General features: G+C 70.8%; 15 protein-coding genes. 1 reads left to right on the top strand and 14 read right to left on the bottom strand.

Translation table 11 applies throughout. From position 1 onward, the window contains the following. Positions 1–694: 694 nt before the first annotated feature. The 14 genes from T328_RS12445 to T328_RS12380 form a co-directional block, all read right to left on the bottom strand. The gene (locus tag T328_RS12445) at positions 695–3,490 is read right to left on the bottom strand and encodes a BTAD domain-containing putative transcriptional regulator (protein ID WP_496496037.1); all 2,796 of its coding nucleotides are present in this window, start codon (positions 3,488–3,490) and stop codon (positions 695–697) included. A gap of 32 nt (positions 3,491–3,522) precedes the next feature. After that, positions 3,523–3,948, bottom strand: a complete 426-nt coding sequence (locus tag T328_RS12440) for a TadE/TadG family type IV pilus assembly protein (RefSeq protein WP_496496036.1) — start codon at positions 3,946–3,948, stop codon at positions 3,523–3,525. A gap of 20 nt (positions 3,949–3,968) precedes the next feature. After that, on the bottom strand, positions 3,969–4,349 hold the full coding sequence (locus tag T328_RS12435; RefSeq protein ID WP_496496093.1) for a TadE/TadG family type IV pilus assembly protein: 381 nt from the start codon (positions 4,347–4,349) through the stop codon (positions 3,969–3,971). 50 nt (positions 4,350–4,399) lie between these two features. Beyond that, positions 4,400–4,813: a TadE/TadG family type IV pilus assembly protein gene (locus T328_RS12430; protein ID WP_496496035.1), complete on the bottom strand. Its 414-nt coding sequence runs from the start codon at positions 4,811–4,813 to the stop codon at positions 4,400–4,402. Between the two features lie 3 nt (positions 4,814–4,816). Then, positions 4,817–5,011, bottom strand: a complete 195-nt coding sequence (locus T328_RS12425; RefSeq protein ID WP_496496034.1) for a hypothetical protein — start codon at positions 5,009–5,011, stop codon at positions 4,817–4,819. A gap of 38 nt (positions 5,012–5,049) precedes the next feature. Continuing rightward, positions 5,050–5,946 carry a type II secretion system F family protein gene (locus T328_RS12420; RefSeq protein ID WP_496496033.1) on the bottom strand — a complete coding sequence of 299 codons (897 nt, stop codon included), beginning with the start codon at positions 5,944–5,946 and terminating at the stop codon, positions 5,050–5,052. Continuing rightward, on the bottom strand, positions 5,943–6,854 hold the full coding sequence (locus T328_RS12415) for a type II secretion system F family protein (RefSeq protein WP_496496032.1): 912 nt from the start codon (positions 6,852–6,854) through the stop codon (positions 5,943–5,945). Before T328_RS12415 ends, T328_RS12420 begins: the two co-directional genes overlap by 4 nt. Then, a complete protein-coding gene (locus T328_RS12410) occupies positions 6,851–8,203 on the bottom strand; it encodes a TadA family conjugal transfer-associated ATPase (protein WP_496496031.1) in 1,353 nt (450 codons plus the stop codon). Before T328_RS12410 ends, T328_RS12415 begins: the two co-directional genes overlap by 4 nt. Continuing rightward, entirely contained in the window at positions 8,200–9,057 is an 858-nt protein-coding gene (locus tag T328_RS12405) for a MinD/ParA family ATP-binding protein (protein ID WP_496496030.1), read from the bottom strand. The genes T328_RS12410 and T328_RS12405 overlap by 4 nt, the downstream gene beginning before the upstream one ends. After that, the gene (locus T328_RS12400; RefSeq protein ID WP_496496029.1) at positions 9,054–9,752 is read right to left on the bottom strand and encodes an SAF domain-containing protein; all 699 of its coding nucleotides are present in this window, start codon (positions 9,750–9,752) and stop codon (positions 9,054–9,056) included. The genes T328_RS12405 and T328_RS12400 overlap by 4 nt, the downstream gene beginning before the upstream one ends. An 82-nt stretch (positions 9,753–9,834) precedes the next feature. Then, entirely contained in the window at positions 9,835–10,674 is an 840-nt protein-coding gene (locus T328_RS12395; protein ID WP_496496028.1) for a hypothetical protein, read from the bottom strand. Beyond that, a complete protein-coding gene (locus tag T328_RS12390) occupies positions 10,668–11,216 on the bottom strand; it encodes a hypothetical protein (protein WP_496496027.1) in 549 nt (182 codons plus the stop codon). Before T328_RS12390 ends, T328_RS12395 begins: the two co-directional genes overlap by 7 nt. Positions 11,217–11,541: 325 nt before the next feature. Beyond that, a complete protein-coding gene (locus T328_RS12385; protein WP_496496092.1) occupies positions 11,542–12,021 on the bottom strand; it encodes an ATP-binding protein in 480 nt (159 codons plus the stop codon). Then, complete coding sequence (locus T328_RS12380; protein WP_496496026.1) at positions 12,018–12,170, bottom strand: hypothetical protein; 153 nt, start codon at positions 12,168–12,170, stop codon at positions 12,018–12,020. The genes T328_RS12385 and T328_RS12380 overlap by 4 nt, the downstream gene beginning before the upstream one ends. 316 nt (positions 12,171–12,486) lie before the next feature. Here T328_RS12380 and T328_RS12375 point away from each other — a divergent pair, with 316 nt between their 5' ends. Beyond that, positions 12,487–13,236 (top strand): transposase, encoded by a 750-nt coding sequence (locus T328_RS12375; RefSeq protein WP_496496025.1) that lies wholly within the window; start codon positions 12,487–12,489, stop codon positions 13,234–13,236. Positions 13,237–13,305 lie beyond the last annotated feature (69 nt).

The raw sequence follows: 13,305 nt of genomic DNA, 5'->3' as shown, positions 1-13,305 counted from the left end.
GCGCAACCTGCACGACCGATTCCCAGGCACCCAAACGCGCCGACATCTCGGCGCGCCGATTGCACGCATGTGCCGGGGGCCCTGCGGGGGATCGCGTCCCGCCCGGTGATGTAACCGGGGTGCGGGCTACAACGCGCTGGGCTCAGCACCGGTCTTCGGGGCCGCACGACCACGGTGGGCGCCCTGCCCGGTGCTTCCCCGCCGTGCCCGGCGTGGTTACGGCGTCCGGGTGCGGCACGCCACGCCGCAGAGGGCGCGTCGCCCCACACCGCGCCGTGGGACGCCACCCAGCAGTACGGCACCTCGGCTAGGCCCGTGGCGGCCCGCCCTCGTGTCGCGGCCGTGAGGTCCGAGCCGGCCAAGGGCCGGCCGGCATGTGGTTGCGAGAAAGGGAAATTGGCGGGCTGGAGGAGTCACACGACGTGACGGGCAGCCGGGTCGAGATGTGCGAGGGCGGGGACGGCCGGGCGCCGGCTGTTGGCAGATCGGGATGCGTTGCTGCACCGATATACAGTCGGCGTCGCCTGCCACCGGCTCGCAGGGCGCCTGGCCTGCGCTTTCGGGCGGAACAGGGGCGTCGTATCCAAGAGCGAACGCCGAAGCGGCGGCGGATACGACACCGGATGCGACGGAGCGAGCGCCATCAGGTCACCGCAACGGCCTGCGAAGCGTGCTCGGCCGGTGAACTGCGACTTCACCGTGTCTGGCGGAGGCGAGTGCGGGGAGCAATGAGGGCCTGAGTGGCCGGCTCGGGTTCGAGGCCGAGATCGGTGAGGCATCTCGTCAGGCGGGTGTGGATGTGCCGGGCAGCGTCGTCACGTCCGGCGGCTTGGTAGAGGCGAATGGTGTGCTGGGCCAGGCGTTCGTGGTCGGGGTGGATGGTGCCCAGGTGCTCCAGCAGCGTCAGGACGGCGTCGCGCTCACGTGGTGTGGCGCCGGCGTGCTCGGCCTTGTGGGCCAGGCGGAGGGCCGCGTCGATGGCCTTCATGGCGAGGTGTTCGCGGATCGTGTCGGTCCAGAGGTAATCGCTGCCTTGGGCGAACGGGCCCTTGTAGTGGCGGAGAGCAGCACCTACGGCGGCCAGGGCCCTTTCGAGGTCTTCATCTTTGCCGGAGGTCGAGAAAGTCGATTTCAGGCTGCCGCTGAAATCCGCGAGGTCGGTTTCTACGAGTTCGGGATGGAGTTTATGAAGCTCCCCTTGACGGAGGATGAATTCCTGTGCGGTGATTCCGGTCGCAGCGCGCAGGGCACGCCTCACGGCGCGGCGGAGGTTTTTCAGTGCGTTCTGATCGCTGCCGGGGGCGAGGTGGAGTTTTTCGGCGATGTCGGATGCAAGGAGTCCGGTGGGGTGGGCGGCGAGGAGGGCAAGGAATTCGTGGACCTCGCCGCGCAGGTTGGTGCCGATGGGATCGTGGTGGCCGCGGGCGTAGAGGGTGACCGGTCCGAGGACGTTGAGGCGCACGGGCTTGGTCTGCTTCGGCCGCGTGTTTTCGACCGCGTCCTGGCGCGCCGGCGGGTCGTCGACCTCGGGCGCAGCCGGGGGGTCGGGAGGCTCGCTGCCAGCCTTCGGGCCCGAGGTGGGAGTGGAGGGGCTGCGGGGGCGGGGGTGCTGCCCGTGGGCGGTCAGGAGGACCTCGGCCATGTCGCGGCCGGCCTCGGGCGTGAGGTGGAACAGTCTGAGCGGGCCGGGTCGTTGGCCGTGCCTCTCCGTGGTGACGGCTCCGTCGTCGGCGATGTGCCAGGAGTCGGCCCCGGGCAGCGCGGCACCCAGCGTGAGGACGATCAGCGTTCCGGGGCTGCTGCGGGCGGCCAGGGCCTGCAGTTGTCCGGCGTGGGCGGCGTCCGGAGTGGTGATCAGGAGGAGGGTGTCCGGGCTGGCATCCGTACCGGAGTCGAGGGTTGCCGCAGGCGCGGTGTTCTGCTCGTCGCGGAGGCGGGCGTGGGCGATCAGGTGCTGTTCTCCGGCTCGGATCGCCTCCGCGAGGTCAGCGCTCTGGGTTAGGGCGGTGAACTGGGCAGGCAGCGAGGGCAGCAGGGTCGCGGCCAGGCCGCGAGGGACGACCGCTGTGACGCGCGAAGGTCCTGGGCGCTGGCGTTCGGCTGCGGTGAGGACGCCGACCAGCAGGGCACGGGCCGCGCCTTCGGCGCCGGAACCGGTCCAGGCGCAGCCTCCGGGCATAGCAAGCTCGTCGAGGGAGACCTCGAGGTCCTGGCGGACGCCGATGGTGACCGTGCCGGTCGTGCGGGGCTGCTGAGGCGGGATACGGCGGGGAGCAAGATGGTGGGGGTCGGCCGGACGTCGAGGGCCGGTGGCCGCATGGGCGGCCTGCGCGGCCTTGTCCACCAGCGGGCTCAAGGCGGGTGGTTCGGCACCCAGGCCCGGGTCGCGTCGGCGGTGCTGGTGCCAGTGCCAGTAGCGACGTGCGGCCAGCAGACCGGCCGCCGTGGTGATGCCGATCAGGCTCGCCTGCCCGAGAGTGATCGCGGCAGGGCCCGTCTGCGTAGCTGTCTGCTGAACCGCGGTCCCGTTCTGCCGGCCAGCCCCGGAGTGAGAGTGTGCGCCACCCGCCTGCTCGTCGGCGTCGTTGTGCTCGCGGGAAACGGGCGGTGGCGCAGGCTCGACGGACTCGGTGAGAGGCGCGTCCTTCTCGGGGGCTTGCGAGGTGGATGGAGGAGCCTGCGGTGAGGCGTCGGCCCGGGCAGCGGGGATGGACAGTTGCCAGCCGGGCAGGATCAGGTCCGGTTCGGTGAGCCGGGCTCCGTCACTTTGGACACGGTCCTTGTTCAGTGCGTAGATGCGCGGCCATTTGAGCGCGTCGCCCAGGTGTTCGTGCGCGATGTTCCACAAGGTGTCGCCTTCGACGACCGTGTACTCGACGTGCCCGACTGCCTCGTCCGTGCGGGACACTCCTTCGTTCTCCGGCCCGGGCCCGGCTGTCACAGGCCGATCCGAGGCCAGTTCGGCTACGGAGGAGGTTGGGGCCGGCTGGAGAGAGGCGGGGACGAGAGGGGCTGTGACGGCGGTGGCTACCCGAGCCTCGCCCGGTGAGGGGAGCTGCTGCTGGGCGCTGACCGTCGTCGGGCGCCACAGGCCGATCAGCGCGATGACCAGGGTGCCGATGCACAGTGCAGCAAGCGAGCCCTTCACGGACAGGGAGGCGACGTGCTCGTGGTGCGCGTGTCGGTCGCGCAGCAGCTGGGGGAGGTGGGTGGTGTACCAGATGGCTTCGCGGACCACGGTGGAGGCGAAGGCGGCCCAGCACAGCCAGCCGACCACGGCGAGCAGGTCGATCGCCAAGGGGTCGCTGATCGGCTGCGTCAGTCGCTGGACGAACTCGCCGGTGGAGGAGACGCGTTCGGGCCAGGGAAGGCCGGTGGCGTGCCAAAGGATGCAGGGCATCCCGACGAGCAGGGTGAGCGTGACGGCCAGGGTGCCGCAGACCGTGGTGGCCGCGGTCAGACGCTGGCGCAGCTGGGGAGGGTGGTTCATCGCCGGTTCGCTCTCTACGGGCCGAACGGTCTCTATCGGGTGACGCGTTCGGCATGCGCGGTGCCCCTCGCGTGCACGGTGAGGGTGGACAGGCCGATCAGCCGCAGGATCTGGGTGCGCTGGTGGTGGGTGACGCGGACGGTGACGGCATCGCCCTGGACGGAGACGGTGGCGCTGTCTCCCGTGGAGGCGACGTAAGCGCGGGCCTTGGCCGCGGCCTCGCCGTGTACGAGACGGACTTCCCCACCGCGCCGTAGCCGGCCGATGTCCAGCTGCTGGGCTCCCGTGCGGGCGGCTTCCTGCGCCACGTCCAGGGCCCGGGCCCTGCCGGCCAGGGCGAGGCCGCCGTCGACGACGATCCCGGCGAACAGCCACAGCGCGACGAAGACGCCGACGACGAACGCCGTGACCTGCCCCCGGTCGTCCCCGGCCGCCCGCCGGATGCGCGCGTACGTCATCCGTGCTCGCACTCCTGACTTCACGGGGCGCTCCTGAAAGAGTCGACAACGGAAAAGGCGGTGCCCTTCAGTGGGACGTGGCCGGGCAGCCCTGTGCCGGTGAGACCGGCCAGGTTGACGGTGCAGGACACTCGTGCCGTCACCGTGGAGCCCGGTGCGAGGCCGCCGGTGCTTAGGCGGACGCTCGGCCGGGTGCAGGACGCTCCCGCCTCGCGCAGTGCCGCGCCGGCCGCCTGTTCGGCCTGGACGCGGGCGTCCTTCTCGGTGCGGGCGAGGGAGGCGGCACGGGCGGCCTGGTGGGCTGCGTCCGCCACGACCAGGCGGGCATCGGCGAGCAGCCCGAAGGCCACCACAACCAGGAACACCAGGACGAGCAGCGGCGTGAGGAGCACCAGCTCCACCGCCGCCGAACCCCGCTCTCCATCGTCACGGGCCGGGCGCGCCTGCCGGGTCATGGCTCGTCTCCGGTGGGGATGGTGAGGCGTTCGGTGGGACCGGAGGCCGTGCCGGAGGCGTGCAGCCGAAGGCCGGGGACGGGGAGCACGCGGATCACGGTCCCCTGGACGCGCACGGTGGTCCGGGCGGTGGTGCGCTCAGCGGTCACGGACGGGACGGTCAAGACCCGGCTGCCCAGCGCGGCGAGGCTGCGCCGCGCCTGTGCCTGACCACCCGCCGCGGTGCCGTCCTGGGCGCGGGATGCGGCCAGGCCGCGTTGGGCGGCGTGCTGGGCGATGTGGCGGGCGTGCCAGAGGAGCGCGGACTGCACCACCAGCAGCGCGATCAGCAGGAGAGCTGGGAAGACCAGCACGAGCTGGGTGCTCACGGCCCCGCGGTCGCTGCGCAGCCGGCGAAGGAGGGTGGTCACGCGCTACCCCAGGTCGATGCCGTTCGCCTTGGCCGTGACCTTGGCGACGATGATGCCCACCACGGTCAGACCCAGGACCGCCAGCAGGGCGGTGACCACGATGGTCTCGGTGGTGTAGCCGGCATCCCCGCGGGCGTGCCGGCGCACTTCGGCCAGGTGTGCGCGGACTGGGCGGACCAGGGTGTCGAGTCGGAACATGGGGGGTGCTCTTTCTATGGGTCTCGTTGAGCGGGAGCTCAGGTGATCGACATGACGTGGGCGAGGGCCGGGTAGCCGATCAGCAGCAAGAACGCGGCGAACAGCCCGACCACGGGAAGCGACATCCGCTCGGTGGCCGCCTGGGCGGCCCCGTCCGCCTCCGAGATCCGGCGTCGCCGCATCGCCCGCGCCTTCGCCGCGAGCGAGCCGCGGACCTTGGCGCCCTCGCTGCCCGCGAGGTTCAGCGTCGAGGCCAGCTCACTCAGATCCGCCACCGACAACTGCCGCCCCAGATCTCCCAAGTGGGACCAAGGGCTGGTCCGGGTGAGCTGCGCGACGTGCAGGGCGTGCCGCAGTCTGGCCGCCGCCCACCCCTGGGGTGCGGCCACGGCCTGCGTGAGGGCCTGCTGGACTCCGGCGCCGCCTGCGAGCGCGATCACGGTCAGGTCCAGGACGAGGCTGAGGGTGTGACGCATCTCGCGCCGCCGCCGCGCAGCCTGCTGACGCACCGACAGGTCGGGGACGAAGAACAGCACGACGGCCAAGGCGAACGCCCCGGCTGACGGCACCCACCATCCGGCCTCGACACCAGCCCCCAGACGCAGCACGAGCATCGCGGCCCACGGGGCGAGGAGGCCGACCGTCGCACAGACCGCCTTGCCCGCCAGGTGCTGCTCCTCGTCTGTGCCGCACACGGCCAGGTCCGCGCGCAGCGAGGCGGTGGGGAATCCGAGCGCGCGCACCAGCGGTACGGCTCGCCGGCCCAGCCGGGTGGCCCACTCTGCGTCCTGCCCGCCTGCGGGAGAGTCCACAGGGCGGGCAGGCGTGTTGAGGACCGTGAGGACGTCGGCGAGGGCGGGCCTGGGCGGGCGCAGCCCGTAGACGGCAGTGGTCACCCCGGCGCCGAACAGCGCACCCAGCAGCATAACGATCACCGGATACCTCCCGGTTCGGTACCCGACACGGCGCGGGGAGCGGCCGGGGAGATGAGGCGGACCGGTTCCTCGATGCGGCCGATCGCGTTCAGGTAGGTGAAACTCGCGGCGAACAGGGCGCCGACCACGGCGAGCACCGCCTGTCCGGTCAGCGAGTTGAAGGGGTCGAGATAGGGCCGGTTGAGGACCACGAGCCCGACCGCCATGCCCAGGGTGACGAGCACAGTGACCCGCACCCCGGTACGCACACTCGCCCGGCCGGCGTCGACGTGCCGCCGCATGGCGACCTGCTCGCGCACCGACTCCGCCAGCTCACCCAGCAGCGGCGCGAGGCGGCCAGCCTGCTGCTCGGCCGCCATCACCAGCGCGGCCACCACCACATCGGCCAGCGGGTCATCGACCTCCTCGGCGAAGGCCCGCAGCGCGGCCGACAACGGGCGTCCGGAGCGGACCGCGGCGGCCAGCTGCCGCAGCTCTGGCTCGAGCGCGGCCGGGGCGATGTCCGAGGTCGCCAGTACCGCCTGCTCCAAACCGGCCGCGGCGGAGAGGGTGTCGCGCAGCATCTCCGTCCACGTGGCCAGCGCCTCCATCCGCTCCGTGCGCCGTGCGGCCTGCCGGTCCGGACCCAGCAGGCCGGGCAGGGTGAGCAGACCGACCGTGGTCAGCACCGCCGCCACCGGCCACGTCGTCAACGCCCCCGTCACCGCTCCCGCCACCACGGCGATCAGCACGCGCCGCGTGGTCCAGTCCCCCGGAAGCCGCGCCACCAGGCCACGCCAGAGGCCGGGCCGCTCCTCGCGCGCCGCGCGCCGCACCATGCCGTAACCGATGGCCACCAGACCGAGGCCGAATACCGTCCCGCACGCCACCGCGACCGCCGTCCAGGTGCCGGTCCCCGCCATACTCATGACGCGGCCCCCCACCACTGGGACGAGGCCCGCTGGGCATCCCACCCGGCCGCGACAAGGTCGTCGAGGGTCTCGGTGCGCAGCGGGGCCGCGGCGACGGCACACCCGTCGGGACCGGGGCGGTAGACCTCGTTGGAGACGATCTGCGCACCGTCCGCGTCGATGACCTCGCGCACCGAGTCGATGACCCGCCGACCCGCCACGTCCCAGCCCAGGTGGACGACGAAGTGGACCGCAGAGGCCACCATCAGGTTCGTCGCCTGAAGCGTGAGCCGTTCAGGGGCCTGCGCGGCGTAGGAGGCGAGCTTGGTGAACACCCCGCGCGAGGTGGAAGCGTGGATCGTGGACAGCGAGCCGTCGTTGCCCTGGCTCATGGCGTTGCACATCGGGATGACCTCGGGCCCGCGGATCTCCCCGACGATGACCCGGTCCGGCGACATACGCAGCCCCCACCGCACCAGTTCCGCCTGATCGATGCCGCCCTGCCCCTCGATGTTCGGCTCCCGTGCCTGCATGGCCACCACGTTCGGATGCGCCACCACATCGGCATCCAGGCCGAGCTCGAAGGTGTCCTCGATGGTCACCAGCCGCTCTTCGGGCGGGATCTCGTGGGCGAAAGCCCGCAGAACCGTGGTCTTGCCGACGTTGGTGCCACCGCCGATCACGATGTTCTTCCGCGCCCGCACCAGCGCACTCAAGAAGGCGGCCAGCTGCTCGTCGCACACACCCAGCCGCACCAGCTCCGCCATCGAGGCAGCGGGGAAGCGGTGGCGGCGTACCGTCAGGCACACCCGGCCCGTCACCGCCATCACCGCGAACAACCGGGACCCGTCAGGCAGCTGCAGGTTCAAGCGGGGCATACCCCGATCGAAGCGGCGCTCCTCCCCGCCGGCGCGGGCCGCGAGCGTGCGGACCAGTTTCACCAGTTCCTCATCCGAGGCGGCCACCGGTGCTTCGCGCCGCCATTCGCCTGCCCCGTTCTTGACCCACACCACATCGCAGCCGTTGACGCAGATGTTCTCGATCACGTCGTCGGCCAGCAACCGCTCCAAGCGGCCGGTGCCGAACAGCGCATCCTTGACCGCCTGCGCGATCTGCTCCTCGACCCCGGCGTCGATCACCGGGCCGCCCTGGGCGAGAGCCAGGCGCCGTTGCTCCCCCAATTCTTCGGCCAGCAGCATGGTCACGGTGGCTCGTCGCGCCGATTCATCCTCCGTTGGCAGACCCGCCGCCTCGCGTTCGCCGGCGTACGCAGCCAGCCGGGCCGCCACACGCTGCCGCACCACCGGGGCCAGCGCCGGCTCACCAACGCCAGGCGCCACGCCGGGCGGCACCAGCTGCTCGCTCACGATCCGCTCCCCTCGGCTCCCGGTACTCGAACCAGGCCCGTACGGCTCCGGCCCACCACCGCGGCCGCGCTGCCCACACCGCCGATGCCGCCGTCCGCGGCTCCCGTCTCGGTGCCTCCCTCGGGCGGGACACCCAGCCGCCGGGCCACAAGCCGGGCCGCGGTCATCAACGGCGACCGCCGAAACCCGGCAATGCGCAACGGCCCGTGCGTGGGCCCGTTCATCGCGGCCACGCTCTTCGCATCCCAGGGCAGGAAAAACACCTGCTCGATGCCGAGACTCTTGGCGATCTCCTCTGCCGAGTAGAGGCACGGTCCGACCACGGCGAGAGTCAGCCGTCCCGCGTACGCACCTGCGTCGAGGCCGTAGGCGGACACATGGGTCAGCGGCTCCGCCCCGCCGCGAGCCACCAGCACCACCTGATCGGCGGCCTCCAGCAGCGGCTCCACGTCCTCACCCAGGCGCCCGACGTCCAGCAGCACCGTGCCCCGGTCATGGTCGTCGCCCAGCAGCACACGCCGACCGCCCTCACCGGTCAGCAGCCGCACCGCCTCCCGGCACGGGCCACGGCCCGGCACCTCGACCACCGCCCGCACTCCGAAGGGCAGTTCACACGCCGCCCCCAACAAGGAACCCGGATACCGCTGCCCGGCCGCCGCCGCGACATCCAACAGCGAGGGAGCCGGCGGCAGACCGAAGCGGATCATCAGGTCACCGCCAGATGAATCCGCCTCCACCATCACCGGCCGCACCCCAGCATCCGCCTCCGGCGGCCACGCAGCAGCCAGCGCCAGCCCGGTCGTCGTCACCCCGGGCGCGCCCGTCACCGAGCCAAGCACGACCAGCCGCCTCACGGAGCCTCACGCCCCTGGGCAGGAAGGACCACAACCCGCGGATGCTCCAGCTGCGCCGCCCGCCGCGCCGACCCGGTCTCCACCAGCACCGTCACCACCCGCGGCCCACCCGCGGACTCCGGCTCCCGTACCCCCGTCACCGTCCCCACCACCGCCGAGGGCACCTGTTCCTCCTCAGTCACCGCTTCGACACCAGCCGGGCCGGGAAGAACCGCGACACGCTCCCCCCGAGCAAGATCCGGCGGCGCACCTCCCGGCTCGACGGCAAGCGCCACGTTCGAGAACCCCTTCGCCGGGAAGGCAGCGCTGCTGCCCACCTGGCCCGGGGCCAGCAACGCCCCGGCCAGCAGAGGCACCTTCGCCCGGCGCCCCAGCACCGTGCCCCGATCCTCAAGGCGCACCACGCCCGTGTCCGCAGCCACCTCCACCACACGCAGATCGCCCGGCTTCAGCACCCCACCAGCAGGCACATCCCGGTCCAGCACCAGAACCTGATCCCGCTCCCCCACCACCTGCGCGATAAGCGTGAACCCGATCGCCGAGACCACGACCGCCCCCACTCCGCCCCACACCCAGCCCAGCCTCCGCCGCCGCGCCCCCGTCACCATCGGCTGCTGCTCCGGGCCCGACCCGCGCGCTCCCGGCACCCGCAATCCGCCACCCTTCAGGGCCGAAGAAGGCATGGAGGTACCCATCAACTCACCTCGCGATCAAAAGAAACCCAACGTCCATCGCCCCGGCCCGAACGGCGCGGGCCGCGCTTACTTCTCCATGCCTTCAGCGCGTAACAACGGTCTGCACCTCATCCACCACCAGCTCCCGCTGCGCACCCATCACCAGCCCCGGCATCACCCCGGCCTGGCCGCCCCCCTGCCACTGGACATCCCAGGTAACCCGCACCGACACCTGGTACGCCCGGTTCGGCTCGGACAGCGACGCCCGCCGGTAGGTGTAACCGCAATCCGGCGACGACACCTTCGGGCTGTACGCGTCCGAGTACGGCGTCCCCGGCCCCCGGCAGACCACCTGACCGCCCTCGCCCATCGACCACACAGCCCTCCGCGGACGAGCCACCGCCGTCACCCGCACACCCTCCACCGCGGCTGACGTAGACACCGGCCCCCACGTGGAATGCTCCAACCACATCCACGTGGGCACGTGAACCACCTGCATGAGATCCTCATCCGGACTCGTACGAATCACCGGCTCTGGCAGCTTCAACCGCTCCACCGCCCGCTGGACGACGACCCCCACCGGGACTCGCTGCCCCCCGCCCCGGGCCGGCTTCTCCGCCTTGCCTCCGTCGAAACGCGGCAAGATCCCCAAGCCACCCAGCTCGTACTCCCAGCCAGTCGAGGTAACCGTCGGCGGCTCCGTAGCCTTTCCACCACCACTGCCGGGCTTCGCCGTACCTCCGTGAGGGACTGACCTGCTCTTCGCCGGGCTGCCCGGCTTCCGGGTAATACTCCTCGCCTCGGCGTCGCACGCACCCGGCGCGCACGTCAATCCGACGCCAGTACTCAACACGTCGTCAGCCGCCGCGTCGTGCGCCGCTAGCACCACCACGATGCACGCCGCCGTCATTGCCATCGGCAGGGCGGACTCGCACCTCAGCATGACCCCACCTGATCGATGTACAGCCGCTCCACTCGCCAGCCCCCGCCGTACGGCCGGACCGTTGCATCGACGCGATGGTGGCCACCGGGTACATCGTTCTCAAGCTCGCCGTCACGGGTGTAGTGCAACCAGTCAGAGGCGTCGGCGCAGTCCCGAATCACCACTCGCGTCGCATCGCCGCTCTCAACGTTGGGGTTGAGGCGAAGACGCCCCTTAGCGACGACGTTCTTCTTGCGGTCCTCCGTCATCATGTAGCGCAGCAGCTCCAACGCACCTCCCCAGGCGTGAGCTTTCAACCGTGGATGCTCGGCATCCGAAGTCGCCGCAGCGGCAGCAAGGTCGTCCCACATCGCCCGGTAAGCGACGAGCGCCTCCGCGTACTCCACTTCTGGCCTGGGGGAGGCCGCCGTCTCGGCGGGCTTTGCCTCGGGCAGCGGCCGGACATCAGACGAATTGTCATCAGCACAGCCTGCTAGCAGCAGCACGGCAATCGCTGCACTCGCGCCCGCCAGAAGCGCATTGACCCACCGTCGCGTCGTCACGGCCCGCCACCCTACATCACCGTCTGTACGGGGAGTGCAACAATCTGTAATCGGATGCGACTGGAGTTACCCAGCGCCGCGCACGCCAACCGCGGCTGGAGGCGAATACCGCCCTGCCGCCGTACCGTTACTGCCGCCGCCACATCCCGATAACCCCACAAGCCGAAGGTGGTGGTTGTCGCTCGAATGAGTGACAACCACCACCTTCAAGGGCTCGTCCGTAAGTCCAATAACCGCGCCCTCCCAGCTCTCACGACCGAGATCCAGAGCCCTACGGGCCCTGAGCCGATGACCGGAGGTGGCCGTGAGCGCGAACAGCAACGCATCACGATGGGACTGACATCCACGCGACCTTCTTCCAGGTGTCACGTCCGCTTCCACCTGCCAGGCGGAAGCCCCAGGAACCACCCGTCAGCGTCTCCACCACGAGTAAACCTCGACCCCGCTCAGCGTCCAAACCCAGCGCCCTGGGCAGCGGGTAGTCCTCCCGGGCAGCAGCGGCTGCCGCTGCTCGGGGAAAGGAAGCCGGAATGCACGGGAGTGATGCATCTCGGTCGTGCATCTCCACAATCAGTTCGCGTTCCTTTTGTCGAAGCCACAGCTCGTACGGGCCGATGGCGTGCTCCACGGCGTTGCCGACCAGTTCCGAAGCAGCCAGGACTGCGTCATCGACCGCCGAGGTCCTCAGCCCGTGGAATGTCAGCGCATGACGCAGCGCTGACCTCGCCTCCGAAACCGCGTGGGTCGCACCGTCATTCCAGCGCAGTAGCAGCGTGCCACGCAATGGTCGCGCGGGGGGCGTCACCGCAAACCGCCCCGCTTCGCGTACCAGCACGGTTTTACGCGGCGATGGCGGCCGGTCGGCACCAGACAGGCGCGCACGTCGTGCATCACCATAACCGCCGTGATCATGATGGCCAGGGTGAGAAGAACAGCTGAGGGCAGGTAGATCATGGCGCTCCCAGGTGTGTATGCGATGGGCACTTCCACCACGACGACACCGTCGGCCTCGCCAAGAGCGGAACCCCCTCCGAAAGACATTCACCGGAAGGAATTGAAGACATCGAAAGCGCCTCTGGGCTGCACGATGCTCGCGAGAAGGACCGACGTCTTTCGGCTGCCGAGGGCATGCGGCCGGGATCGTAGGTGATCAGTGAGCTTCTTCGGCCTGGCCACCGATCGGGTGACGGTCCGAGCCGCGTAACGGGCGAGGCCCTCGGGCGGTTGATCGAGATGTCTGACGTCTCAACCGACCAGTCCGGGGGCCTCGTTGGTCATCTATCCTGCCGCACTCGACCTGCCGCATGCGCTCGTGGAGTGGGTCACCATGCTCATCGTCACTCGTGAGGGCGACCGGCGGTGCAAGCTGCGCCCGTCGCAGCGCGCGATGGTGGCGCTGGTGTACCTGCGCGAGCACACCACCCTGGCGAAGATCGCCGCAGGGTTCGGCATCAGCGAGTCCACCGCCCACGCCTACACCACCGCGGTCACCTGCCTGCTCGCCGAGCGAGCACCGGGCCTGCTGAAGACCCTGCGTGCGGCCGATCCGGACTTCGTTCTGCTGGACGGCACCCTCGCCGAGTGCGACCGCGTCGGCGACAGCCGCGGGGACTACTCGCACAAACACCGCCGGCACGGCGTGAACGTCCAGGTGGTCACCGATCCGGGCGGCCGGCTGCTGTGGCTCTCGCCTGCCCTGCCCGGCCGCGCTCACGATCTGACCGCCGCCCGCACCCACCGGATCATCCGCATCTGCGAACGTCAGGGCGTCCCCATCGTGGCCGACCTCGCCTACCAGGGCGCCGGGCCGTGGGTCACCACCGGCATCAAGCGCCGCCCGCACCACGACCTCACCCCCACCCAGCAGACCGTGAACCGGGCCCTGGCCCGCACTCGCGCCCCGGTCGAACGCGGCGTAGCCCGCCTGAAGTCCTGGCGCATCTTCCGGCGAGCCCGCTGCAGCCCCAGCCGCATGACGACAATCGCCAAAGCCGTGCTCACCCTGGAGCAGCACCGCTGAAGAAGCTCAGTGAGGGCTGTCCGGGTGGAACAGGCGAGGGCGTGCCATATCGCGGTTCTACGATGAGCG

The organism is Streptomyces sp. CNX435 (assembly GCF_059570575.1).
Note: the sequence above shows the minus strand (reverse complement) of the source record. Positions and strands in the feature narration are given on the sequence as shown.

Coding starts and splice junctions, on each gene's coding strand:
- T328_RS12445 (WP_496496037.1), bottom strand. CDS start 3,490: ATGAACCACCCTCCCCAGCTGCGCCAGCGTCTGACCGCGGCCACCACG.
- T328_RS12440 (WP_496496036.1), bottom strand. CDS start 3,948: ATGACGTACGCGCGCATCCGGCGGGCGGCCGGGGACGACCGGGGGCAG.
- T328_RS12425 (WP_496496034.1), bottom strand. CDS start 5,011: ATGTTCCGACTCGACACCCTGGTCCGCCCAGTCCGCGCACACCTGGCC.
- T328_RS12415 (WP_496496032.1), bottom strand. CDS start 6,854: ATGAGTATGGCGGGGACCGGCACCTGGACGGCGGTCGCGGTGGCGTGC.
- T328_RS12400 (WP_496496029.1), bottom strand. CDS start 9,752: ATGGGTACCTCCATGCCTTCTTCGGCCCTGAAGGGTGGCGGATTGCGG.
- T328_RS12395 (WP_496496028.1), bottom strand. CDS start 10,674: ATGCTGAGGTGCGAGTCCGCCCTGCCGATGGCAATGACGGCGGCGTGC.
- T328_RS12380 (WP_496496026.1), bottom strand. CDS start 12,170: ATGATCTACCTGCCCTCAGCTGTTCTTCTCACCCTGGCCATCATGATC.